Origin of the sequence: Asticcacaulis excentricus CB 48, from assembly GCF_000175215.2 — a bacterium.
Taxonomy (GTDB): domain Bacteria; phylum Pseudomonadota; class Alphaproteobacteria; order Caulobacterales; family Caulobacteraceae; genus Asticcacaulis; species Asticcacaulis excentricus.
The window spans coordinates 87989-112341 of the sequence record NC_014816.1 but is presented as its reverse complement, the minus strand read 5'-3'; the positions used below and the strand labels follow the sequence as shown (position 1 = coordinate 112341).

Here is a 24353-nt window from a genome sequence, read left to right as displayed (position 1 = left end):
GTCGCGACTGTTATTTTAGACGCTGAGCGTCGTGAATGGAGTCTTTAATCGACAAATTACCAGGCTTCAGCGACGAGCATGGCTGCGGCCATGGCTCCCAGAAGGCTCAGGAAGGTCACAAACCCCACACGCGTCCGGGCCACGAGGCGACGGCCCAGTTGCCACCCGGCTCGGACCTGTCCTGCGAGGTGAACTTCGCAGGCGCGCATGATCATTAGTCGCGGTTTGAGGAACGGGTCAAAACGCGCAGGAAGCTCGATGGACTTTTTGCTAACCACATAGCCGGCATAGCAGGGCGTTTTGTGCGTGGTCATGGACAGCTTGTAGGGTTCATCCGCACAGCCGAAATCCACGCGCTTGATACCCTCCGACGCGGCGGCCTTCAGTATATCAAGCGACAAGAGGATGCCGGGGCTGTGGCGCGCGGCGCTGCGGTCATAGGCCGGGAACCACAGGTGCAGGTCGTCGGGGGTGCAAAGGCCGATCTCGGCGGCGATAACCTCCGTGCCATTCCGATAAACGCCCGCCATCAGCCGCAGGGCGCTGTTCTTATTCTGAGCCAGGGCGTACAGCACCTCACGAGTCCAGCCGCAGGCAAACACATCGTGCAGGCCGGTACGGGCATACTGATCGCGTTTGCGGGCAATCACCCAATCGATAATGGCCTCGGACGCGGCTTCCCACGAAAACCCCAGTTCCGGATAGGCGGCGTCCAGATTACGGCGGCAGCGTTCCGCGTTACGAAAGAACTTTTTCTGCTGGTGGCGTTGTTCAGTATAATAGGTCTCAAACCCGCCCGTCAGATCGACATAAAGCCGCTCACGTACGTCGCCTGCGGTGAAGGCGCTGTCAGCACCTAACCAGCCGCTGACTTCGAACCGGTGTAAGTCCAGCGCTCGCAGGACAGCGCGCAGGTCAATGTCAACATTGGGCAATGTGATCAGGCTATGGAAATCGGTCAGAGGCGCGCCCAGCGGCTGCGCCACCCGCCCGCGCATCTGTAGCGCCAGGAAGCCCACGGTGCGGTCGTTTCGCCGGATGCGGATTAGGCGCGCCTGAGGCACAACCGGGAACAGGGCCTCGACATAGGCCAGCGTGCAATAGGGGCTGTCGAGGGCCGGATGGCTAGAGACGGCATCGGCCCACAGTTGACGTTCCAAGTCGGATAGCTGCGAGGGGCTCGTTATCTCTACGCTCAGCCCGTTCATGTCGTCTCCCGCACCACGCTTTGCATCCTTGTCCGTTAAGCCTGACACAAAAGGGTTAGCATTCCGATTACAGGGGGGGGACAATTGACTCCTTGGCCAGCTAGGTAAAACGGATCTAATCTTGATCGACTGAAGAGATGAGAAGTATATCGGCATAGCCATGAAATTGGTGGCGCCGCAGAGTCAGTGGGTAATGTTATGAGCGCCTACGGACAAGGCGGAAAAGACTCGGCAATAAACGCTGTGGCAAAAGAACTGAGTTTGGCTTACATGTCGAAACGTAACTGCACACGTGGTTGGCGGAATGGGGCTTGCGCGGTGACTCGAGTTCTGAATCCATGGGGGCATGATTCGACCTCCGCTTCGCCCTCTTTCAGATAAAGAAAAAGACGCGCTAATTGCGGAACAGGCCGAACTTCTGCGCCAGCAAGGGGCGATGATCGAGGATTTGGTCAGGCGCCTGAAAGACCTTGAACAACGTGGCGGCAAGCCGCGCAAGACGTCGAAAAATTCACATCAACCGCCATCGAGCGACGGCCCCGGCAAAGGGAACCGCTCTGGTGGAGGCGGGAAGAAGCCGCGGCCGTCGCGCCCGGGCGTTTCGCGCCGCTTGGCCGAGACACCGAACCGAACGGAGCGGGTTTTTGCGTCGGAGTGTCGGCACTGCCACGCCGATGTCTCCGGGCTTTCCCAACATGTCCGTTGTCGCTACGACCATATTGATCTGCCGCCCATCCAGCCCGTGGTGACGCGGGTCGAGTTGATGGGTGGTCGTTGCCGGTGCGGGAAACGCTTTCGAGCCCCTGCGCCGCAATCCATGCCAACAGGTTCGCCGTTCGGCCCGGGCATCCGTTCGCTGGTCATGTATCTGCATCATTCCCATCACGTCAGCTTCGAACGACTTTCGCGGATTATGAGTGAATTGTTCGGCCTGAAGATATCCGAAGGCGGTATCGGCAATATTTTCAAAAGCCTCAAAGGCAAGATGGCAACGGCCTGTGAAGCGATCACGGCCAGGCTGCGCACCGCCTCCATCGTCGCGTCCGACGAAACCACCACCCGCGTCAGCGGCGTCACCCAATGGCAATGGAGCTTCTCTTCGGAAAAGGCGGTTTTACATAAAATCGCCCCCAGCCGGGCGAAGTCGGTCCCGCAGGACGTCATGGCCGGTCATTATCCGGACGTTTGGGTGAGCGATCGGTATGGTGGCCAGCAAGAGTTGGCGAAAGACCACCAGGTCTGCCTCGCCCATGTTTTGCGCGATATCCAATATGCCATCGACAGTGGTGACAGTGTCTTCGCTCCAAAGATCCGGGATCACCTGCGATGGTGCATCCGGGTTGGCAAACGTCGTCCGGATCTGAAAGACAACACTCTGCGGGCTTACGCCGCCAGGGCCGATGACAAACTTGATCAGCTTTTGGCATTGCCGGCGGCCCATCCCGCGGGCGCGTATTTGAAAAAGCAGATCAAGGGTTGGCGGACAAAGTTCTTCGTCTTCATGACCAATAGAAATGTGCCGCCGACCAACAATATCTCGGAACGCGAGATCAGACCCTCCGTCGTCTTCCGCAAAGTGACCAACGGCTTCCGATCCCAATGGGGAGCCGACATCCATGCCGGCTACAGGTCCATCACAGGAACCGCGCGCCTGAGCGGCGAAACCCCCTATGCCGCCATCCGCAGACTCGTCGACGGAAACTTCAGCCTCGCGTAGCCATTCTGCCAGGGACGTGTGTAATTACGTCGAAACTCGTAGGTGGAGTTCTGCCTCATACTTCAGGCACCCGCGGTATATTAAAAATCGTATATTCGTATGCAATCGACTCTGCCTCCGGAGATGAAGGAGAATGCAAGTGAGCATTTCCGATTTTTTTACCAATAAATTCGTTGTTGTGTTCTTGTTTTTTTTTAACAATTTACAATACATATACGGCAGTATTTAAAAAAAAGATATACGTTACCCCCTTGGTTTTACGGTGAGCTTGAGGGAAGTAGTTTGATGTTTTTTATTTCGGTCGCGATAAATTTTGTTTGTTTTTTTTGTACAGGGTACATTTTGTTGTTCAGGTAGACATTTGGATGGTTTGATGGAACGTGTCAAATCGCATTCAAAACACACCTTTTTCGTGTCCAGTTTAATCTTCTAAGACACAGACTTTACAACGGAATTGCGTAGTCTACGGGGCCGAGTTGGATGCGAAAATCCACCTCTAGAGGGCCAGAATTGCGCGCGAATTTACAGGGTGGCACTCCCGAGACATTCTCAACGGAATGGCGGCGCGTTTTGAGCTGCTTCGTCAGCCTAAGGCCCCAAAAGCCTAAGGGTGGAGGTAATAATAGTGCATAAATATAGCTTTATTGGATTTAATCGTGTATTTAAGCATCATTATGAAAAAGACAAATCTCCCGTCGATCAGGGCTCAAAACGAACTCAAGAAGCTGGGCGCTGATATTGCCGCGGCCCGAAAGCGTCGCAGCATCACTCAGGCTCGGCTTGCCGAAGGCGCCGGGATCAATGTTTCCACGGTTCGCAGGCTTGAGTCCGGCGACCATGGCATTTCGCTCGGTGTACTTGCCATGGTTCTGGTTGTGCTTGGTGAGCCGTCCCGCCTCGGGGGCCTACTCGATGGGGCGAAGGATGAAGTGGGCCTGATGCTCGACACCCAGAACCTGCCACAACGGGTAAGGTTGGCTACCAAGAAAGCGGCAAAGCCGGATGTTCCATCGGCCACTGCATCATGTGATGACAACGGGGAGGCCTTCTGATGGTGCAAACTGTTGATTTTCGCCAAAACTTGACACTGCAGGTTTGCCGCTGACTGACCCAAACCATCCCAAGTCCTGTGAAGACTTTATCACCAAGATGAGGGTCAATCTGAAACGAAAATTTCAAACTTCAAAGGGTCATTTTCTGGTGAAACTCAACAGGCTTTCCTCAGTGAGTGAACACACTAGCCGATGAATCAAGCAATACGCGGTACGAAATAGCCTTTAATGACGTTGTTGTTCCGAACGGCGATTTGAACATGGCTTTTCTCTCGAAATCCACTCCCGTCGTACAATGCGCCGCCTTCGACAAACATGCCTCGCACCGTGTCATAGGCTGTTGTTTTATCGTAGGCATCGAGAGAATTGTTGAGGAAATTGATTACCGCGCAATCCAGCTTCCTGAGAAGTTTATCGCCATGAGGATCCGCCCGCAGATCCAAATTCTGGGGCACAGGAGATTGGGTGCTGGTGCAAAAATCAAGAAATTTGCCATGCGCAGCCCTCACCACTTCCAGGTCATGGCGGTTCACGAGGTCTAGGCAATTGCCTAAATCAATTACAGCACCGATGACGGCGGCTTCACTTTTGAATTTAAACTCCGCCCACTCGCTGGCGCGGTGGAAGTCAGATTCCCAGAAATAGGCTCCTGAGCCCAACCAATCGTAATCTTTATCACTATGATCAAGGTCTAAGCCGCCAGCTATGATCCGTGCGGCGACTTCTCGCCGACAGCCGTGGTAACCGAGGACAAAGGAAGTAGCGTGCCGACTCAAGTTGATCGCACTTTAATTACGAGTTCGCGCTCGGTGCCTGCTTAACAGTGCCTTTAGCTGTGTACGCACCGGTTGCTCGAAGGGCTTCGCGCACAGAGGTTTGACTGGTTTGCTTCTTCTCAGAATACCAGTTCATAGCTTCCATTGCTTCGGCGACACGTTTTTCCTGCGGCATTGATTGAACCCATCCTTGCGAACGCCTCACCCTACCCTTCAAAACCAATTTAGTCCAATCACATCGATCGAGAATAGATTAGCTCGTGGCGCGGCATTAATTTAATCCCTGACGTACTCTTGTTGATTTTCGCCAAAACTTGACCCTGCAGGCTTGCCGCTGACTGACCCCAACCATCCCAGGTCATGTAAAGACTTTATCACCAAAATGAGGGTCAACCTGAAACGAAATCTCAACGTTCATAGGGTCATTTTCTGTTGAAACTCAACAGACTACCGCCTTATTCCACCGTCACGGACTTAGCGAGGTTACGCGGCTGGTCCACGTCTGTGCCCTTATGCACGGCGGTATGGTAGGCCAGAAGCTGGATCGGCACCGCATAGACCAGGGGCGCCACAAACGGATCGCAGGTCGGGCCCTTGACGATTTTCAGCGTTTTGGCGGCGTCGCCGGACAGGGACGGGACCTTTTGTGGGGCGTCGGTGATCATCACCACGCGGCCGCCGCGCGCGGCGACTTCCTGTACGTTGGAGGCCGTCTTTTCAAACAGTTCATCGTCCGGCGCAATCACCACTACGGGCGTGTTCTCGTCGATCAGGGCGATGGGGCCGTGCTTGAGTTCGCCCGCCGCGTAGCCTTCGGCGTGAATATACGAGATTTCCTTGAGCTTTAGCGCGCCTTCCAGCGCCAGCGGATACATGGCCCCGCGGCCCAGATAGATGACGTCGCGCGCCTTCGACAGTTCGTAGGTGATGCGCTGCACATCCGGGTCCATAAGAAGGGCCTCGGCGATCAGGCCGGAGGTTTCCAGCAGGCATTGCACCAGACGTGCCTCTTCGGTGGCGTCGATGCGACCACGTTGCGCGGCGGCGGCGACCGCCAGAGACAGAAGGGCGGCCAGTTGCGCGGTGAAGGCCTTGGTCGAAGCCACGCCGATTTCCGGCCCGGCGTGGGTGGGCCACATCAGATCCGCTTCTCGCGCCATGGTCGAGGTGTGCACATTGACGAGAGCGGCGGTTTTCAGACCCTCGCCTTTGCACCAACGCAGCGCTGCCAGCGTGTCGGCGGTTTCCCCCGATTGCGACACGGCCAGACCCAGCGTGCCGGGCGTCATAGCGGGTGTGCGGTAGCGGAATTCAGAGGCCACTTCGACATCTACGGGCAGGCCTGCGACCTTTTCAAAGGCGTATTTGGCGATGCAGCCGGCATAATAGGCGGTGCCGCAGGCGATGATCTGGATGCGTGCGACGCTGTTGAAGTCTATGGCGGCCTTGATGTCGGCACGCGCTGACTTGGCCACCGGATCGAGATAGGCGGAGAGGGTGCGCTGCACGCTTTCAGGCTGCTCGTGCACTTCCTTTTCCATGAAGTGACGGTAGGCGCCTTTTTCCACCAGTGCTGCCGAAGCCGAGACGGTGGTAATGGGGCGGTTGACGCGAAAACCTTTGGCGTCATGGATGTCGGCGGCGTCCTGGGTGAGGACGACCCAGTCGCCCTCTTCCAGATAAGTGACGCGGTTGGTGAACGGGCCGACCGCCAGCGCATCGGAGCCCAGGAACATTTCGCCTTCGCCCCAGCCGACGACCAAAGGCGAGCCGCGACGTGCGCCGAACAAGGTGTTGCTTTCGCCCTCTACGATGATGGCCAGCGCATAGGCTCCGTTCAGGCGATCAAGAACGGCTTTGAACGCGTCTTTGGCCTTGAGGCCGGATTTCAACGTCGCATCGAACAGGTGCGCGATCACTTCGGTGTCGGTGTCCGAGCTGAATAGGTGCCCGCCGGCGATCAGTTCGGCCTTCAGCTCAGCAAAATTCTCGATAATGCCATTGTGGACGACGGTAACCGGACCCGATGTGTGCGGGTGCGCGTTGTCAACCGTCGGCGCACCGTGCGTGGCCCAGCGCGTATGGCCGATACCGACGCGACCCGACAGCGGAGCCTCTTCAACCACGCTCTCCAGCTGACGGATCTTTCCTGCCGCGCGTCGGCGTTGCGTCCCTGTCTCAGTAACGACGGCGATACCAGCGGAATCATAGCCGCGATACTCTAGGCGACGCAGGCTTTCGATCAGGCGCGGGGCCGCTTCGGACAGGCCGATAACACCGATAATGCCGCACATGGACAAGGCTCCATAACAAGGGGAGGGGCTATTTGCGCGTTTTGAGTAGCAGAGAGATTTTTAAAATGCTATGAAATTATTTCACAAGGCATTAAACCCTTGGCCTTAAAAGGGTCACGAAAACCGTATTTCAAGACATTCGCGTCCAATATGCGGTAAATTTGCTATTAACACATTGCGTTTCGGTCTGTAACCGAACGTCTATCCGGATACAGAGTCTCGCCAATGAGTGAAAACAAGTGGGAAAAGCTACAGGCGGCGCTGGGGGCGACGGGCATTTCCATTAAGGATGTAGCCGAGGCAGCGGGCATTGCGCCGTCTTCGCTGTTTCGCGCGCTGAGTGGTCAGACGAAGGCCCCTCGCGCCGAAACCGTTGATAAGCTTGAGGCGGCGTTTGTCGCCCTGACGACCGCTCGCATGGCCAGTTTTCGTGACACTTTGGCCCTCTATGGCTTTAACCCGATCAAAAACCCTAACGACCTGATGGCTTCGCACATGAGCACACTGAACCGTACGCGCAAATATTTCGGCACCGATGGCATCCGGGGCCGTGTCAACAGCTTCCCCATGACTGCCGAAGTCGCCTATCGCGTCGGTATGGCTGCGGGCAAAATGTTTATGTCTTCGGACAATCGCCGGCATCTGGCGGTGATTGGCAAGGATACGCGTCTGTCGGGCTATATGATCGAGCCGGCGCTGGTGGCAGGTTTTACTTCGGTCGGTATGGATGTGCGCCTGTTCGGCCCGCTGCCAACCCCGGGCGTGGCCATGATGACGCGCTCAATGCGCGCCGATCTGGGTGTGATGATCTCGGCCTCGCATAACCCCTACTACGATAACGGCATCAAGCTGTTCGGGCCGGATGGCTACAAGCTGTCGGACGAGGTGGAGCTGGCCATCGAAGCGCGCATGGACGGCAATATTCTCGACGGCATTGCCGATCCACAACATCTCGGTCGTGTGCAGCGCGTCGATGATGCGCAGTATCGCTATGTGGAAATCGCCAAGGCGACCTTCCCCAAGAACCTGCTGCTCAAAGGGCTGCGCATCGTTATCGACTGCGCCAACGGCGCGGCCTACAAAGTGGCCCCGACCACGCTTTATGAGCTGGGTGCAGAAATCTTCTGCCTGGGTGTATCGCCTGACGGCATGAACATCAATGAGAAGTGCGGCTCGACCCAGCCGCAGGCCATGGCCGAAAAGGTCAAGGAGCTGCGTGCTGATATCGGTATTGCGCTGGATGGTGACGCAGACCGTTTGGTCATCTGCGATGAAAAGGGCACCCTTGTCGATGGTGATCAGATAATGGCCATTATCGCTACCAGTCTGGCCGCCAAGGGTCAGCTGAAGGGCGGTGGTCTGGTGGCCACGGTGATGTCGAATCTGGGGCTTGAGCGTCTGATGACCTCAAAGGGCCTGAAGCTTGAGCGCACCAAGGTCGGCGATCGCTATGTGATGGAAAAAATGCGCGAAGGCGGCTTCAATCTGGGCGGCGAACAGTCAGGGCACGTCATTATGCTCGACCACGCGACGACGGGTGATGGTCTGATCGCTGCGCTTCAGGTGCTGGCCGTTCTGGTCGAAGGCGGTCGCCCGATGAGCGAGCTGGCGCGCCAGTTTGAGCCAGTGCCGCAATTGCTGAAGAATGTACGCTTTACCGGCGAAAGCCCGTTGAACCGTGCGGACGTCAAGCAGGCCATTGCCGATGGTGAAGCGACTCTGAAAGGCACCGGCCGTGTGCTGGTGCGGCCGTCGGGCACTGAACCTCTGATCCGCGTCATGGCCGAAGGCGACGATGCCGCCCAGGTCCGCACCGTGGTCGATCAGATCATCGACGCGATCTCAGGATAAGACTTCGTTTTGACGTGCAGGTGCAGGGGCATTGCCTCTGCCCTGCGAAGTCCATCAAATCCCCGGCGGTGGGCCGACCAGAATGTCGCGTTTGCCGACGTGGTTAGCGGGGCCTACGACGCCCTCCTGTTCCATCTTTTCCATCAGAGAAGCGGCACGGTTATAGCCGATTTGCAGTTTCCGCTGGATGTAGGAGGTCGACGCCTTACGGTCGATGGTAACGTAATAGACGGCCTTGTCGTAGAGATCGTCGCCCGAGCCGCCGCCTTCACCCCCAAAGCCGCCAGACTCGCTGTCGCCGTCATCGTCGCCACCGGCGGTGATGTCTTCGAGGTAGTTGGGCGAGCCTTGCGAGCGCAGATATTCGGCCACGGCCTCGACCTCGGAGTCGGCGACGAACGGCCCGTGCAGGCGGGTGATGCGCCCGCCGCCCGCCATGTATAGCATGTCGCCTTGACCGAGCAGTTGCTCGGCGCCTTGCTCGCCTAGGATGGTGCGCGAGTCGATCTTGGACGTCACCTGGAAGGAGATGCGCGTCGGGAAGTTAGCCTTAATTGTGCCGGTGATGACATCGACCGACGGGCGCTGCGTGGCCATGATCAGGTGGATACCCGCCGCGCGCGCCATCTGCGCCAGACGCTGAACCGCGCCTTCGATGTCCTTGCCCGCCACCATCATCAGGTCGGCGACCTCGTCGATGATCACGACGATATAGGGCATGGGCTCCGGCACCATTTCCTCGATCTCGAAGATGGGCTGACCCATTTCGTCAAAGCCGGTCTGGACCTTGCGGATAAAGTTCTTACCTTCGGCGGCAGTAGCCTTGGCGCGTTCGTTGAAAGAAGCCACATTGCGCACGCCGATCTTCGACATGCGACGATATCGGTCTTCCATCTCCTTGACGACCCATTTCAGCGCGACGACGGCCTTTTTGGGGTCGGTCACAACAGGAGCGATCAGGTGCGGGATGCCGTCATAGACCGACAGTTCCAGCATCTTAGGGTCGATCATGATGAACTTGCACTGTTCCGGGTCAAGCCGGTAGAGGATCGACAGGATCATGGCGTTGACGCCGACCGACTTACCCGAGCCCGTGGTCCCGGCGATCAAAAGGTGCGGCATCTTGGCGAGGTCGGTGACGTAGGGTTCACCGCCGATATTTTCCCCCAGTACCATCGGCAGGATGTGGCTCGATTTTTCGAACTCGGCCGAAGCGAGCATATCACGCAGGTAAACCGTTTCGCGAACGGCATTGGGCAGTTCGATCCCTATGGCGTTGCGGCCCTGCACGATGGAGACACGGCAGGAGCGCGCCGACATGTTGCGGGCAATATCATCAGCCAGCGCCACGACGCGTGCGCCTTTCACCCCGGCCGCCGGGGCCAGTTCATAGAGGGTGACGACCGGGCCAGGGCGAATCTGGTCGATGACACCCTTAACGCCGAATTCGGCCAGCACGCTTTCCAGCATACGGGCGTTTTGGCGCAGGGCCGCCTCGTCATAGCCAGCCGCGCGAGGTTTGGGTTTGGCGAGAATGGAAAGCTCGGGCAGCCGGAAATTGCCCGGCTTGAGGAACTCAAAGCTCGACTGACGTTCATCCTGCTCGCGCGCTGAGGGCTTAGGGCGCGGGGCCTCCATGCGGATTTTCGGTTCCGCAGCGGTCTGACGCGGAACAGGGGCCGACAGTTCGGAGTCTGGGTCGAGGTCGTCTATATCGAAAGGCGGCGCGTCTTCATCATAGACCGGCGTCGCGGGCACGCGGCTGTTGACCACCGGTTCGGGCATGGCGTCTGGCGTGTAATCGGTCTCATCGATGAATGGCTGCGGAGCCTTTTGGCCGCGTTTGGCCTTGGGCGCTTTGGGCTCGCGCATCACGGCGGCATTGACCTTTTCCGGCAGGCCGGAAGCGGTCAGCGCACCCTTGAAACCGCCCAGAACGAAACCCGCGGCGCGGACATAGCTCTCAGACGTCAGGCGCAGGGCCTGATTAAACGCCCACAAGGCGGCCGCGCCAAAGATCAGGCTGGCGATCACCTCACCGCCGGGCAGGCGCATGAAGTCGAACAGGCTTTTGAGCAGATGGTGCGTGCCTGTACCCCAGAAGCCGCCGATCGAGGGCGAATTGGCGTCGGCCATATGCAAGGGCGCGAGCGCCGCCGCCAGCATCAGCACGAACAGGGCACCATAAAGGCTATGTATACGCAGGGTGCGCCGGCCCTCGTCCGGATCAAGCTGCATCAGACGCGCCAGACCGAACCACGTCATAAGCGCCGCCATTGGCCACGCCGCCAGCCCAAGGGACTGCAGGCCAATATCGGCAATAATCGCCCCAAAGCCGCCGAGAAAATTGTGCACGGGCTCCGCACTGGCCGTATTCCAGCTCGCGTCGGTCGCCCGATAGGACGCATAGGCCATCAGCGACGCCAGACCCAGAAGGCACACCAGCGCCCCGCGCAAGCGCGCCATCGGCACCGAACGCCAGACAAAGATGAAACGGGACTCCAGATGATTCCAGACGAGGGCGGTAACCGTGCTCATGCGGGGCAGTCTCTAGGCTTATGGTTAAGCCCGGTTAATCGCATGCAAAGGGTTAAGACCTGTTTACGAAGACCTAAAAAAGTCATCGCCTCGGTGACGCGGCCAATCCTTATGAGGAAGCCCTATCCTCCGGCTCGTTCCTTGAGGACAAAACGATCAGGCTCTGCTTTTCAAAGGAGCCTGACTATGACCGAAGAGTCCCAAATCCCGGCGGATACCGATCCGGCCAATGCCATTAGCGAAACCGCGCAGATCACGCCTGGTGAGGCGGATATCGACGCAGAAGACGATCCCGCAGAAGGGGAAGAAAGTGATGAGGAAGGTCTTGAGGAAGATGAAGACGACCTCACGCCGCTCGATAAGGATACCGGTGCCGATCTTGATGCCGATGCCCTGAGCGGTCAGGATGATGACCGCGAATACGATGTCAGCGAAACCATCGAGAAGACGACGGGGATGTAATCCCGAAAGGGGGGGGGGAAAGTCTCAATATGAAAAGAGGACTGCGTGTCGCCACGCAGTCCTCTCTCCTGTCTTTAGCCGTAATGGCCTCAAAGGCGATCCGAACCCATAAGCTGGATCGTGATCCCCTTATCTGCCATCTTCGGCCTATGACGATTAGACATCGGATCACCTCCCTTCGCTGTTAAACCTGATTACGAGGGTCGCACAGGCCGCATAGAAATCAAGCGAAAAGGCATGGCCTCAGTCTTTGTTTGTCGCGGTGTTTTGCGGAAAACCGATCACACTTTTGCGAACTTCGCTCTAAAACCGGTACGCCAGACCCACCGAGGCTACGACCGGATTGAGATCGACCTCTGATTTCAAAGCGCCATTATTGATCTTGGCATCCGTGCTAAACCACACTTTTTTCACGTCGGCGTTCAGCGACCAGTTACCTTTCAGGGCGATATCGACGCCGCCTTGGAGGGCATAGCCAAGACCGTTATCGAGCTCGACCTTGAAGCCATTATAGTCCTTGCTGTTGTAAAAGATCATGCCATTGACCCCGGCCCCCACGTAGGGACTGACGCGGCCTTTGGGATTGAAGTGGTATTGGGCAGCAATAACCGGCGGCAAAACCCAGGTCGAATGAACCTGCACATTGGTGTTGCCGCCTACGGCACGCACCTCATGCCTTGATGTCCCCAAAATGGCCTCAACGGCGATATTGTCCGTAAGAAAATAGGTGAAGCCGAGGCTGGGGATGGTGTCGTCACCCACCTTAACGTCCAGACCGCTATCGGCTCCGGCGGCGGTTCGAATGTCGCCCGTTTCATCCGGAGCGACGCTGGTTACACGACTTGTGACGATAAACTGTCCCTTGGCCTTAGGTTTGAAATCCTGAGCGGACGCTGTGGTCGTCAAACCCATGGCCAGAGCCAGTCCAAGACCGCCTATGGCCAGTGTGTTTTTGTTTTTCATCTCGTCACCTTTTTGCTGATTGTGGTTGACGCTCCAAGCGCTTCGAGGGGCACTTTTCCGGTCAGTCCAAACCTAATCAGCCGGTTAGCCAGACAGTAGACGCCATGTGGCACTGTTGCTGGCCTAGGCCGGGTGGCGGAGTTGGGCTTATTGGCCCAGAAGATCAGCGGCGCTATGCAACAGTATGACCACAGCAATCAGGCCCAGAAGCCCGCCGACACAAACCTCGAAATATTCGCGGTTGCGACCTTGGCTGAGGAAGCGGGTCAGGGCCAGCCCACTGAGGCCATAGGTGGTCATGGTGATGACGTCCATGCCGATCGCCGTGGCGGCAAAGACCGGCATCTGCGTCACCATAGGTCGGTCGAGCGCCAGAAACGGCGGCAGGACCGCGGTGAAGAAGAGGGTGACCTTGGGGTTTAGGAACTGCACCATAAAACCGTCCTTCCACGTTGCCCAAAGGCCTTCGCGGGCCAGGGTCTGCGCATTTTCAGGCAGGTCCAGCTCATGCGCGCTGTGGGATTTGCGCGCCCGGATGGTCTTAACCGCAATCCACAAAAGATAGACGGCACCCGCGAGCGTCATCGCGTGAAAGACGATGGGCAGGGTGGTGATGAGAATGTGCAGGCCAAAGGCGGCGGCCACAAACCAGATCAGTGTGGCCGTATTGATACCGAACACCCCCATCAAAACCTTAGGCGCGGAACGCCCCAGTCCAGTTGAGATGCAAAACAGATTGGCTGGTCCCGGGGTAATGGCCATCAGGAACATCGCCCCCAGGAAGGCAGTGTATTTGGACGGATCTACGGGAAGTGCGGACAACATGGCGCCGTTATATCAAGGGTCATTGAAAATGAAACTTGGTATTGCGCCCGAGGCTGTCTTTTGCGGTGGACGCAGATGAGACCGCCTCGTGTCTTCAACGTCCCGATACGGTCAGCCTCATCAGCCCTTAGGACCCACGACAAATGCCGCAACTTGTCCAGAGGTGCTACACCTTGGTGTGGGTCACCGCCGACTGGGTCATAAAGCGGTCGCCGCTGAGCTGGCGAAGCTCGATACGCACACTTTTGTCCTTGAAATCCAAGAGGTTAAAGCCCTGCGGCTGTTTACGGATACGCACCGACATGGCGGTCGAGGCGCACACGAACAAGGTGGTGTGGCCGTTCATGATGCGTGTTTCGACATAGGCGTGATGCTGATGCCCCGACAGCACGATATCGACCTTCTGTTCGCCCAATGTCTCCAGAAACTTCCCCTTGTTGAACAGAGTCACATCCAACGGAAATTCTGGCGGATTAAGGGGGGGATGGTGCACGGTCAGCACACGCCAGGGCGTCGTTGAGGCTGCAAAGAAGTCGGCAATATCGTGCCTTTGGCGTGCGCTGATCGAACCATAGGCCCAGTTGAGCGAGGGCAGGATCATGCGCGCGGAATTGATGCCCTTGATATCGACCAGATCTGCCTGCAGTTCAGGCTCAAGCTCTCTGGCGATATGGTCGCGGTATCGCTTCCACGGCTGGATGAAGCGGCGCAGGTCAAGGCCAGGCAGGTCGTGATTGCCCGGTATCACAAACGCTGGCATGGGCAAAAGCTTAAAAAACTCAGAGGCTTCGACAAATTCGGCTACAGTCGCATCCTGCGTGATATCGCCGCTGGCCACAACGAGGTCGGGCTCCAGCTCGATCAGTGTGCTGATCAGGGTCTCGGTCACGCGCCGGTCGTGTGCCCCGAAATGCAGGTCGGAAATGTGGGCTATGCGCATTCAGGCCTCGCGCAATGGGATCAGAAGGGGCACATAGCGTGCCTTGAGCTTGATCACCAACGGTGTCTTGAGGTCTGTCACCTCACCATCGACGGAAACCTTCTCCTTGCGATGACGCGTCCACAGCGTCATTTGCGTGCCGGTCAGTTCGGTCAGGTCAGGGTCCGACTTCCAGTTGCCGACCAGAAGCCTTGTCAGAAAGCGCAGATGTGAAACGCGGGTGCGCGTCGAGGCGATATAGGCGGCCAGTTCGCCGCCCTGAAGGTCATTGCGTTTGAAATTGCTCTCGTCGATACGCGTCGTATCGGCGTAGCGATTAGCGGAGATAACGACCGCAGGCGAACGGAAGCGATGCAGCCGCTTGCCATTCTGAAGCACAATGCGCGCATTTTTGCGCCGTTCGAAATAATCGGCCACAAACCAGAACAGGTAGGGCACCATCAGCAGGAAGTTATTTGTGCGGTGCTCTTCGCGAAACACCGACGCTTCGGGCATGACCCCGATCGAGGCGCAGCATAAAAACAGCTCTTCATTAATTTCACCAGCGTCGACCCGGGTTTCTAGCGCGCCTTTGGCATAGGCTTTCAGCGCTTCATCCAGCGTGTTCATCCCCAGATCATGCGCCAGCAGGTTCATGGTGCCGAACGGCAGGATGCCAAAAGCCTTGTTTTTGCGGCTCAGGGTTTCAGCGCACGAGCGCAAGGTGCCGTCCCCGCCACCCACCAGCAGGGGGTCGGAGGACTGAGCGAAGCGGTTGAGGGCGGCTTCCATCTCTTCGGGTTCGGCGAACAAAAGTTCATTCACTGCCATGCCGCTGGCTTCAATGGCGGCCGTTATGGAGTCGTGCCCCAGGTTCAAGACGGTGCCCGCCTTGCCATTGATCAGAATATTGTACGCTTTAGCCGCCATGTCGTTGATGTGCCGGGAGGAGTGCAAAAAAACAATGCGGGCGTGAAGCTCGCGCTCCACGCCCGCATCCTATCAGCTTTTCGCTTTAAGACTAAGCGATACCGGCTTCGGTCAGCCATTCGACCAGCTTTGACTTCGGCATGGCGCCGACCTTCATTGAGGTCATCTTGCCGTCTTTGAATAGCATCATGGTCGGGATGCCGCGCACGCCGAACTTCGACGGCGTCAGGGGCGAGTCGTCGATATTGATCTTCGAGACTGTCAGCTTGTCGCCGTAGGCTTCGGCCACTTCGTCAAGGATCGGGGCGATTTGCTTACACGGGCCGCACCATTCGGCCCAGAAATCGACCAGAACCGGCTTGTCGGATTTGAGGACGTCGTTTTCAAAGGTCTCGTCGGTAACCTTGACGGTGGCGGTGGACATGGGTGCACTTCCTATCTCGCCCGAAATGGGCACAGATTCAAACTTGTCACAAAGGTAAGTAAGCCTGCATCAGAAATCAATGGCCCCTGATTTCGCTGAGCCTGAGATTTACTAAAGCCTCGCTTAAGGGCGTTAGCTTCGGTCCATCGGTCCACAAAAGCGCGGCTTCGACGCTTTTGTCCGGATAGATCTGACGTAATAGGGCGACGTAACCGGCCATTTGCCGCTGGTAGTCAGCCGCGGCCTCTTCGGCAGTGTCCGGAGCGGGGCGGTTCGATTTATAGTCAATGACCAACACGCGCTCAGGCCCGATCACCAGTCGGTCGATACGCCCGGACATAAAAACCGCTTCGCCGCGCGCATTGACGCCAACCTGTCCGGCCAGAGCCACTTCCGGGCGCGAGTTGGGCCCAAAAGCGTCGGCAAAGCGCGCATCGGTCAGCACCCCCATTACCGCCTGACGGATTTCCTCGCGCTGGGCGTCGTCCAGATCGGGTTGCCGCTTGAGCCAGCGTGCGGCCACGTTGTCGCGGTCGGCCACGGGCAGGGCGGGCAGGATTTCAAACAGCTTATGGATTTTCAGGCCACGCCCGAAACGTCCCTGTCCCCTTTGTTCCGCCAGGGGCGACGGCGCCCGGTCTTCGTCGGCGCGATCTTCGTCACTGAGCTGCGACACGGCGCGCCAGACGACATCAGCTTCCGGATCAGGGGTGGGCGCAGCGGTCACAAAGGCAGGCAGACCGGTCTGTGTCTGTGCGGCCTGCGCCTCGGCGGACATTAAAGGCGCGCGTTCGCCGAACAAGAGCAGTTCCGCTTTTTCAGAAGACTCCTGATCTTTCGGGGCTCCAAATTCAACCACCGTGTCCAGTTCAACTGCCGTGACCGCCTCACGCGGCAGGCGGTCGAAGCCATCCTGCGCCAGATCGTACCAGTCAGGGAAGGGGCCGTTGGCCGCGCGGCTGCCGCGATAACCGCACAGGGTCAGCCGGTCGCGCGCCCGCGTCAGGGCCACATAGAACAGCCGCAAGCCCTCCTTGGCTTCGCGTAAACTTCGGACGGCTTTGAGCGCGCTGACGGCTTGCGGGTCGCCGTCCCTGCCGCGCGCCGACAATAGCAGATCGCCGTCATCGGACGTCAGCAGCAGGTCGTCATTGCGCGTCGATTTAAACCCGGGGGCCATGGGCAGGACCACCCACGGCGCTTCGAGGCCCTTGGAGCCGTGCACGGTCATCACCCGCACGCGGTCGCCACCCTCTTCCTGTTCACGCTTGATCTCCGAGGCATTGAATTCACACAGGTTCAGGAAGTCGATCAGGCCGATCGCCCCCACCCCTTCGCCTTTTAGCGCCAGGTTTAGCGTCTCATCCAGCACGTCCTCGCATTCGACGCCTAACCGTGTGACGAAGCGCTGACGTTGGGTGCGGCCCGCGCCGTCTCGGCGATTAAGGACCAGTCCCAGAAAATCGAACGCTGTGCGCTGCGGCGCTTCGGACAGGGCCCAGCCAATGAAGTTTTGCGCTTCGGAAAAGCGCGGATTGTCTTCAGCCAGACGGTTCAGCGCCTGCCACAGGCTGGCCTTTTCAACGCGCGTCAGGGTGAAGAGGTCGTCTTCGCTGAGGTCGCACAGGGGGCTGCGAAGGACGGCGGCCAGAGACAGGCTGTCGCCCGCTTGCAGGCAAACGCGCATCAGGGCGCGCAGGTCCTGAAAGGCAATATGGTCCGATAGTTTGAGGCGGTCGGCCCCGGAAACGGGCACGCCCGCCTGCTTCAGCTCACGGATAATATGTTCAAACAGGGCGTCACGCTTGCGCACCAGAATGAGGACATCGCCGGCATGCATAGGACGCGCTTTTCGTGAACTCTTGCAGATAACGCTGCGGCCCTGCCTGATGTCCTGTGCGATATGAAAGGCCAGTTGTTGCGCCAGCCGCTTGGCCGGTGCGACGCCAGAGGCATCTACGGGCGCGACGTTCTCGTCATCGCTATCGTCCAGATCAGGCACCGCTAGCGGATAGATGGGTGGCCAAAGCTCGACCGTGGCCGAGCGCTCAGAACGGCCCGCATCGTGGATGATGGGGTCAGCGGTGAAGTTGAGCGCTTCGGAAAGGTCCGGGCCGTCAAAGGCTTTATCGACAAAGCCCAGCACCTGCGGCAGGGAGCGCCAGCTTTGCACCAGTTGGGGTACGACGAACGGCTTTTTAGCCTGTTTGGCCAGGGTCTGATAGTAGGTGCGCATTCCCAAAAACAGGTCAGGCTTGGCTCCCTGAAAGCCATAGATGGACTGCTTTTCATCGCCCACGGCAAAGACGGTGCGCTCAATCCGGGCCTGAAACACCGGGGCGCTTGCCCCTGCGAAGAAGTCACCGGTCAGGGCCTTGACGATATCCCACTGATCGCCGGACGTGTCTTGTCCCTCATCGACCAGCACATGCTCAAGCCCGCCATCCATCTTAAACAGCACCCATTGCGACATGGAGGCACCGGACAGGAGACGTTTGGCCCGGCTGATCAGGTCCTGAAAATCGAGCGCGCCGGTGCGGCGTTTCAGGTCCTGATAGATGGCGCTGAAATCTTCAAACAGTTGCAGCGTATAGAGGGTATTGAGGGCGGTTTCGGCGGCCTTGCGCTTTTCAATCGCCTCGGCCAGCGGTTCGCGCCAGCGTTCCAGGGTATCGCGGTCAGCCTGAGTGCTTTTGGTCGAGCACAGCTCTTTGCGCGGCTCGCCTTTGGCGGTGTAGAACACCGCGTAGAGGGCTTCGAAATCAAACGGTTCGCCGCCTTTGTGCGCTTCAGAAAGGCGCAGCAGGGTTTCCGACAGGCCTTGATTGCCTTTGGTGTTAACGGTGGCCAGAGACCTGGCCAATTCCGGCATCATGTCCCAGTTCAACTGTTCGGCAAAGGCATCGACAACCTGTTCCGGCGTCATCGGCGGGTCGAGATCAAGGCGTTTGAACAGATAGCCACTAAAAGACAGATCGTTTCGTTTGGCATCAGCCAGAAGGTGGTCCAGTGCCTCGCGGATACGGTCGTGCTGATAGATGAACTGCGTCAGAAGCTGTTCAAACTTCTGGGCTTTCAGTGTGCGGATCAGGTGGTCGCGGTGAGCGCCTTCTGGCAGGGTCAACAGACCTTCCAGTGCCTTCTGCGCCAGATCACGCGCAACCAGATCGTCCAGCACCTGAAAGGACGGGCTTAAACCGGCTTCCAGCGGAAACCGCCGCAGAAGCTTTTCGCAAAAGGCGTGGATGGTTTGAATCTTAAGGCCGCCCGGGGTTTCCAGCGCCTTAGCAAACAGGGCGCGGGCGGTGGCCAGATCATCGGGGTTTTCGTCGATCTTACGTAACTCTTCGGCCAGGGCGGCGTCTTCGGCCACGGCCCAGCCGCCCAGCCGCTCATAGAGACGGCCCTGCATTTCGGCGGCGGCGGCCTTGGTATAGGTGACGCACAAAATGTGCTCCGGCTTTGCCCCACGCAGCAGCAGGCGGGCCACGCGGTTAACCAGGGTGGAGGTCTTGCCCGAACCGGCATTGGCGGTCAGGAAGCATGACACCTCCGGATCGGCGGCGGCGTTTTGCGGATTCATTCGCCCTCCTCCGTTGCGGCTTCCGCCTCGCGGTCACCCAGAACGTGCCATTCATAAAGCCGCGCCAGCTGATCGTAGTCACCACCGCGCTCCATCCGGTATTGCGGCGCGCGCCAGGACAGGTAGCCCTGTTTGGGATTTTCGTACTGCATCAGGCGTGTTTTAAGGCGGCTCAGCGCGCGATCAGCCATCTCATCGGCGCTCAACGGGTTCTTTTTGTCGTAAACCACGCGCGGTTTGACGACATCCTGTCCCAGGCGCACATAGACCAGCTCATGAAGCCCTTTGGCGCGGTGGAAGTCCTCAAACCCGTTGAAGCTGCCGTATTTGAGGATGGCAGCGGTCAGCGTGAGCTGCGGGTAGAAGCCGGCGATCACGGCCTTGGGCGAGGGTGGCTGACCGGTCTTGAAGTCGATCACATCGACGCCGCGCTCATGAATTTCCACACGATCCGCCTTGGCGGTCACAGTGAAGGTGCCGCGCGGCAGGTCGATAGTCAGCTTGCCGGACTGTTCGATCAGCAGGCGCGGGTGGTCAGCGCGACGCTCGGCCTCAAACGCTACATATTCACGCGCCAGCAGTGGAAACAGGGGGCGTTGCAGGGCCAGTTGCGCCTCGCTGAGGTTTTCAGCACGCAACTGCGCCTCCAGCATATCGCAGAAGACCCGTACCCCGGCCTCGCCCATTGGCATATCGTCCGCCGCAAATTTTTCCGCGACGGCATGTATGGCCGTCCCGCGACGCAGGGCCTCGAAGGGCTCGTTCGGCCGGTCAAGGGGTTTTAGGCCCAGCACATAGCGCCCATAGACGGCATAGGGATCGCGCTCCAGCGTTTCGATCTGCGTGACCGGTAGTTGTAGCGGTCGCGCCTCGACGGGAGGCGCAGGCTGGGGCCTTGAGGCGGGCTTAAGGGCGTCAGGCACGACGCTCAAGGGGCCGTCCATGCGCCGCGCCCAATCAAGCCATTGGGCTTTCGTAGGCAGGTGTTCGCCTGCCCCGGTGGTCAGGGTTTGAAGGCGCCACAGCCAGCGCGACTGCACCTGAGGCTCGCCTTCGCGGCGCTGGCGCGTCACCATCCACACCTCCGGCTGACTGGCGCCTTGCACAAAATCGTGTGCCGACAGACCGGTGCGGCGTTCGGGCGAAGGCAGGCCCAGCACCTTGCGCATAGGGCGCGACAAGAAGGGGTCGATTTCGGCAGCCTGCGGCCACACCCCTTCTTCCAGACCGGCCAGTATCAGACGGTCAGCCGAAAACATGCGTGCTTCGATAGCTCCCAATATGGTCAGACGCGGATGGGTGTGCCCGCCGGTGCGCACAGTTGCCGTGCGCAGCGCCCGACGCAGAATATCGACAAACACCTGATCGTCCTCGACGAGGAAATCCCGGCCTTCGGCGATTAGATCGGCCAGAAGCGCCGAAGCCGTCGCTCCCGCCGCGCCGCTCCACAGGGCCTGCCCGTCACGTGCGGCCACGGATTCGGCCCAGACCGTCAGGGTACGCACGTAATCGGACAGGTCTGTCTTTTGCCTCTGCCAAATCAAGCAGGTGTCCATATAGTCCTGCCACAGGTCAGCGGCTTCAAAGGCCTCTTTCTGCGTCAGGCGGCTCAGAACCTCCTCCGCATTGCGGGGCTTTGCACCTCGTAAGCCTATGATTTCTAATATATTTACATGGCGATCGTCAGCGAAGCGAGACAGAGGATGTTTCAGCAAAGCCAGAAGCTTCACCGCATCGAACGGCTCCAGAATCAGATCCAGAAGGCTATGCAGGAAGCGCCCGACCAAGCTGTGGATCAGGGCGTCACCTGCTGACGAGTCGGGGCGCACGCCCCAGCGCGACAGACGGGCCGTTACGCGTCGCGACAGGGTGATGTCCGGCGTAACCAGGGCGGCCGTCTTGCCCGGCGTTTCCAGCGCTTCGCGCATCAAAAGAGCGATGACGGCGGCGACTTCCTCGTCATTTCGGCCTTCGATATGGGTGAGGCCGCTTAAGCCGTCCTTTATAGCGGCTTCCGATCCGGCCTTCAGCGCCGCAATCTGGGTTCGCCAGTCCTTGGTGGCTTCGGCGGGGCGCAGGGCTTCGTTGAGGACGCGCCGGCGGGCGTGACGCGCGCGATCCGCCTCGATGGAGACGGGCCAGGTGTTAACGACCTCGCGGCTGACGCGGTGGCGATCAAGAAGGGCCTTCATGGCCCCTTGCGGGTGCGAATCGCCGACCTGCGCCCAGACGTCTTCAGCCAGCGACAGGTCAAGACCGGGCAGGACGACGGCCCCTTGCTCAAAACGCGAGGCCAGCCCCATCAGTCGTGCTGTAGCGGGTGTGGTGCCGGTGGTCCCGGCTATAATGACCGGATGGGTGGGCGGGGTCTTTTCCCACTGCTTTCCGAGGCGATGGATGAGCGTCACCAGCCTCTGGCTGGGGTCCATCAGGTCGAGTTCGGCCAGCCGCTTTGGCCACAGATCCACGGCGATGGCCAGAAAACGTGCCGATACCTGCCAGTGTTCGGCCATAGCGCCCATATCGTCGTGCAGAAGGTCGGGGTCGTGGACAAGACGGTCCAGTCTATCCGAGGCTTCGACTTCTTCCAGAGCTAAGGAATCGAAAAATTTGGCAAGAGAATCAGCCAGTTCCAGCGCCGTTCGCGCATTAAGCGGCACATCGCTTTCGTAATGTGCCTTGATCAGCTTCGCCAGCTCGAAACGCCGCCGCGTCGAGGATAGGGCGGGTGGTAGGTCTAGACCCAGATGCTCAAGATCAAATGGCGGTTCACCTTCTTCGAGATCCCCCAGGGCGCGCACCTGCGGCAAAAGCAGCGCCTTTGCCCGGCACTGATCTGTAAAGGCATGCGCCATCTGACGCGCGCCACGCCGTGTGGGGGTAAGGATCAGGGCGTGCGGCAGGTCGTCACCCAGCGCCTCACACAGACCGCGCGCCAGATCGTCAAGGAAGGGCCGCCCGGAGGGAATAGAGTACCAGCGCGGGGCCGGCGTGACGAAGAGATCGCGGCTTTTCATGCCCGTTGCAACCGCGCCTCAGCGGCATCGCGCGCGGCGGGGTCACCAACATGCATCCAGTCGCCGTGCAAGCGCGCCCCGAACAAACGTCCTTCGGCCGCCTTTTGCCGCCAGATCGGCGTCAGCGAAAAGGCGTCTTCGGCCACGTCTGCCACTATGGACGGTTGAGTAACGTGCACGCCCATATAGTTGAACGGCGCAGACCCCGCCTGACCTCGGAAGGTGAGGCGCTGATCCTCATTCAGGAAGAAGTCGCCCGCCCCATCAAAACCGCTGGAGCGCGTCATATCGGCCAGCAGCAACAGGGCGTCCATGTGGTCGGGCTGCCACTGCCTGAGCATATCGGCAATGGCGCACTCATCACCGCCGTCTTCGATCCATACGCTGTCGATATTGGCAACGAAAATTGGATCATCGCCTAGAAGGGGCCGGGCTTTCTTCAGGCCGCCACCGGTTTCCAATAGCTTTTCGCGCTCATCCGAAATCACAATCTCGACGTCGTTACGGCTTTTGAGGTGCGCCTCCAGCCGGTCGGCGAAATAGTGGACATTGACCACAAAGCGCTCGACGCCTGCACCTTTCAGTCGGTCGATCATATGGTCGATTAGGGTGCGCCCGCCGACTTCGACCAGAGCCTTCGGCCGGTCATCGGTCAGTGGTCGCATTCGCGTTCCCAACCCCGCCGCCAGCACCATAGCCGTTCTAATCTGTGTCATTTGATGAGGTCCCCCAGACCATTGGACATAAACCAGCTTCGCACCCCGGCCAGTGCCGGCGCATTTAGATTACGCCCCAGATGCCGCCACATGCGGGGCATGAAGGCTGCATAGCGCGGTTTGTGGTCGCGGGTGATCAACCGGGCGAAGACGCCCAGAATACGCGCCTGATTAAGCGCTGCCAGGGCTGTGTAGAGCCGCATAAAGGCCTCGCGGTCCTGTTCGGGGCGCAGGCTGAAATAGTGGTCGAGACAAAGTGCCTCGACCTCAGGCGATACGTCGCGCCGCGCGTCCTGCAAAAGGGAATGCAGGTCCCAGGCCGGATGCGCCTTCAGGCAGTCCTGAAAATCGATCAGGCCGACGCGCGCTACGCCTTCGCGCCCTCCAAGCCACAAGAGATTTTCGGCGTGGTAGTCTCTGTGGATGAAGACGCTGGCTTGCGCTTCTGCCTCGCCGCACAAGGGGGCCCACAGGCCGTCCCAATCGGCGCGCGCCTGCTCAGAGACGCTTAGCGCGGGATCGTACTGGGGCAGCCATTCCAGGAAAAGGTCCGCACCGGTTTTCAGCGCCAGCGCGTCATAGCTCAGGAGCGGCCAGTCGCCCACTGTGGTTGGCGGTGGCACCTCGTGCAGCTTGGCCAGTACGGACACGGCCGAAAGGTACAGCGGCGCTTCATGCTCGCCCTCTTCAATCAGGCGAGCAAACAGGGCACTGCCGAGGTCTTCGTGCAGGATCAGGCCGTTGTCCAGATCGCTCTCATAGATGGTCGGCGCGGAAAAGCCCCGCCCGCTGAGATACGTGGCGGCCCCGACAAAGGCTTTGAGATCACCAGCAGACAGTCGAGTCTGTGCAAAATAGCCAAGGTGTTGGCGATCTTGGGTGCTGGCATCCGGCGGGCAAGGCTGCGCCCCGGTCGGCGGCTGATCCATGAGCATCAGGGTCGAGCCATCCGTGCGCGTCAGGCGCTCGTAGCGCCGCGTTGAGGCATCACCGGGTAGAGGGTCACGCCGTACTTCGGCAAGGCCCGCATTTTGCAGAAAACGGACGCGGAGGTCTTCACGATCGGTCATCTGGCACT

At 59.0% G+C, this 24353-nt stretch carries 17 protein-coding genes; 4 read left to right on the top strand and 13 right to left on the bottom strand.

The genetic code is table 11. From position 1 onward, the window contains the following. Positions 1-56: 56 nt before the first annotated feature. Positions 57-1208 carry a GNAT family N-acetyltransferase gene (locus tag ASTEX_RS00465; protein ID WP_013477633.1) on the bottom strand — a complete coding sequence of 384 codons (1152 nt, stop codon included), beginning with the start codon at positions 1206-1208 and terminating at the stop codon, positions 57-59. 346 nt (positions 1209-1554) lie between these two features. Here ASTEX_RS00465 and tnpC point away from each other — a divergent pair, with 346 nt between their 5' ends. Continuing rightward, positions 1555-2925, top strand: a complete 1371-nt coding sequence (tnpC, locus tag ASTEX_RS00460) for an IS66 family transposase (RefSeq protein ID WP_013477632.1) — start codon at positions 1555-1557, stop codon at positions 2923-2925. 656 nt (positions 2926-3581) lie between these two features. Next, entirely contained in the window at positions 3582-3977 is a 396-nt protein-coding gene (locus tag ASTEX_RS00455; RefSeq protein ID WP_013477630.1) for a helix-turn-helix domain-containing protein, read from the top strand. A gap of 197 nt (positions 3978-4174) precedes the next feature. Here the strand turns inward: ASTEX_RS00455 and ASTEX_RS00450 are convergent, their stop codons facing one another. Together ASTEX_RS00450 and glmS are read right to left on the bottom strand one after the other, a co-directional pair. Beyond that, the gene (locus ASTEX_RS00450) at positions 4175-4753 is read right to left on the bottom strand and encodes a hypothetical protein (RefSeq protein WP_013477629.1); all 579 of its coding nucleotides are present in this window, start codon (positions 4751-4753) and stop codon (positions 4175-4177) included. A gap of 455 nt (positions 4754-5208) precedes the next feature. Next, the gene (gene glmS, locus ASTEX_RS00445) at positions 5209-7047 is read right to left on the bottom strand and encodes a glutamine--fructose-6-phosphate transaminase (isomerizing) (protein ID WP_013477628.1); all 1839 of its coding nucleotides are present in this window, start codon (positions 7045-7047) and stop codon (positions 5209-5211) included. 225 nt (positions 7048-7272) lie between these two features. On the opposite strand from glmS, the gene glmM reads away from it, so the two are divergent. Further along, complete coding sequence (glmM, locus tag ASTEX_RS00440) at positions 7273-8898, top strand: phosphoglucosamine mutase (protein WP_013477627.1); 1626 nt, start codon at positions 7273-7275, stop codon at positions 8896-8898. Between the two features lie 54 nt (positions 8899-8952). On the opposite strand, the gene ASTEX_RS00435 is transcribed toward glmM, so the two are convergent. After that, positions 8953-11436, bottom strand: a complete 2484-nt coding sequence (locus tag ASTEX_RS00435; protein WP_013477626.1) for an FtsK/SpoIIIE family DNA translocase — start codon at positions 11434-11436, stop codon at positions 8953-8955. A 186-nt stretch (positions 11437-11622) separates the two neighbouring features. On the opposite strand from ASTEX_RS00435, the gene ASTEX_RS00430 reads away from it, so the two are divergent. Continuing rightward, on the top strand, positions 11623-11898 hold the full coding sequence (locus ASTEX_RS00430; protein WP_013477625.1) for a hypothetical protein: 276 nt from the start codon (positions 11623-11625) through the stop codon (positions 11896-11898). Between the two features lie 303 nt (positions 11899-12201). On the opposite strand, the gene ASTEX_RS00425 is transcribed toward ASTEX_RS00430, so the two are convergent. From ASTEX_RS00425 to amgK, 9 genes are all read right to left on the bottom strand, one after another. Further along, positions 12202-12861, bottom strand: a complete 660-nt coding sequence (locus tag ASTEX_RS00425) for an OmpW/AlkL family protein (RefSeq protein ID WP_013477624.1) — start codon at positions 12859-12861, stop codon at positions 12202-12204. Positions 12862-13008: 147 nt separating this feature from the next. Beyond that, on the bottom strand, positions 13009-13686 hold the full coding sequence (locus tag ASTEX_RS00420) for a LysE family translocator (RefSeq protein WP_013477623.1): 678 nt from the start codon (positions 13684-13686) through the stop codon (positions 13009-13011). Positions 13687-13852: 166 nt separating this feature from the next. Then, a complete protein-coding gene (locus ASTEX_RS00415; protein ID WP_013477622.1) occupies positions 13853-14626 on the bottom strand; it encodes a metallophosphoesterase family protein in 774 nt (257 codons plus the stop codon). Further along, the gene (locus tag ASTEX_RS00410; protein ID WP_041658663.1) at positions 14627-15535 is read right to left on the bottom strand and encodes a diacylglycerol/lipid kinase family protein; all 909 of its coding nucleotides are present in this window, start codon (positions 15533-15535) and stop codon (positions 14627-14629) included. Positions 15536-15626: 91 nt separating this feature from the next. After that, positions 15627-15959, bottom strand: coding sequence for a thioredoxin TrxA (gene trxA, locus ASTEX_RS00405; RefSeq protein ID WP_013477620.1), 333 nt, complete (start codon positions 15957-15959; stop codon positions 15627-15629). 76 nt (positions 15960-16035) lie between these two features. After that, positions 16036-19542: a double-strand break repair helicase AddA gene (gene addA, locus ASTEX_RS00400; protein ID WP_013477619.1), complete on the bottom strand. Its 3507-nt coding sequence runs from the start codon at positions 19540-19542 to the stop codon at positions 16036-16038. Then, on the bottom strand, positions 19539-22559 hold the full coding sequence (addB, locus tag ASTEX_RS00395; RefSeq protein WP_013477618.1) for a double-strand break repair protein AddB: 3021 nt from the start codon (positions 22557-22559) through the stop codon (positions 19539-19541). The genes addA and addB overlap by 4 nt, the downstream gene beginning before the upstream one ends. Next, positions 22556-23275 carry an N-acetylmuramate alpha-1-phosphate uridylyltransferase MurU gene (murU, locus tag ASTEX_RS00390; RefSeq protein ID WP_013477617.1) on the bottom strand — a complete coding sequence of 240 codons (720 nt, stop codon included), beginning with the start codon at positions 23273-23275 and terminating at the stop codon, positions 22556-22558. Before murU ends, addB begins: the two co-directional genes overlap by 4 nt. Further along, positions 23272-24345, bottom strand: coding sequence for an N-acetylmuramate/N-acetylglucosamine kinase AmgK (gene amgK / locus ASTEX_RS00385; protein ID WP_013477616.1), 1074 nt, complete (start codon positions 24343-24345; stop codon positions 23272-23274). The genes murU and amgK overlap by 4 nt, the downstream gene beginning before the upstream one ends. Positions 24346-24353: the final 8 nt, after the last annotated feature.

Excerpts from the sequence above, each read along its gene's own strand:
- glmM (WP_013477627.1), top strand. The coding sequence starts at position 7,273 with ATGAGTGAAAACAAGTGGGAAAAGCTACAGGCGGCGCTGGGGGCGACG.
- addB (WP_013477618.1), bottom strand. The coding sequence starts at position 22,559 with ATGAAAAGCCGCGATCTCTTCGTCACGCCGGCCCCGCGCTGGTACTCT.
- ASTEX_RS00420 (WP_013477623.1), bottom strand. The coding sequence starts at position 13,686 with ATGTTGTCCGCACTTCCCGTAGATCCGTCCAAATACACTGCCTTCCTG.
- ASTEX_RS00435 (WP_013477626.1), bottom strand. The coding sequence starts at position 11,436 with ATGAGCACGGTTACCGCCCTCGTCTGGAATCATCTGGAGTCCCGTTTC.
- ASTEX_RS00430 (WP_013477625.1), top strand. The coding sequence starts at position 11,623 with ATGACCGAAGAGTCCCAAATCCCGGCGGATACCGATCCGGCCAATGCC.
- ASTEX_RS00415 (WP_013477622.1), bottom strand. The coding sequence starts at position 14,626 with ATGCGCATAGCCCACATTTCCGACCTGCATTTCGGGGCACACGACCGG.
- addA (WP_013477619.1), bottom strand. The coding sequence starts at position 19,542 with ATGAATCCGCAAAACGCCGCCGCCGATCCGGAGGTGTCATGCTTCCTG.
- ASTEX_RS00425 (WP_013477624.1), bottom strand. The coding sequence starts at position 12,861 with ATGAAAAACAAAAACACACTGGCCATAGGCGGTCTTGGACTGGCTCTG.
- murU (WP_013477617.1), bottom strand. The coding sequence starts at position 23,275 with ATGACACAGATTAGAACGGCTATGGTGCTGGCGGCGGGGTTGGGAACG.
- ASTEX_RS00465 (WP_013477633.1), bottom strand. The coding sequence starts at position 1,208 with ATGAACGGGCTGAGCGTAGAGATAACGAGCCCCTCGCAGCTATCCGAC.
- trxA (WP_013477620.1), bottom strand. The coding sequence starts at position 15,959 with ATGTCCACCGCCACCGTCAAGGTTACCGACGAGACCTTTGAAAACGAC.
- ASTEX_RS00410 (WP_041658663.1), bottom strand. The coding sequence starts at position 15,535 with ATGGCGGCTAAAGCGTACAATATTCTGATCAATGGCAAGGCGGGCACC.
- tnpC (WP_013477632.1), top strand. The coding sequence starts at position 1,555 with ATGATTCGACCTCCGCTTCGCCCTCTTTCAGATAAAGAAAAAGACGCG.
- glmS (WP_013477628.1), bottom strand. The coding sequence starts at position 7,047 with ATGTGCGGCATTATCGGTGTTATCGGCCTGTCCGAAGCGGCCCCGCGC.
- amgK (WP_013477616.1), bottom strand. The coding sequence starts at position 24,345 with ATGACCGATCGTGAAGACCTCCGCGTCCGTTTTCTGCAAAATGCGGGC.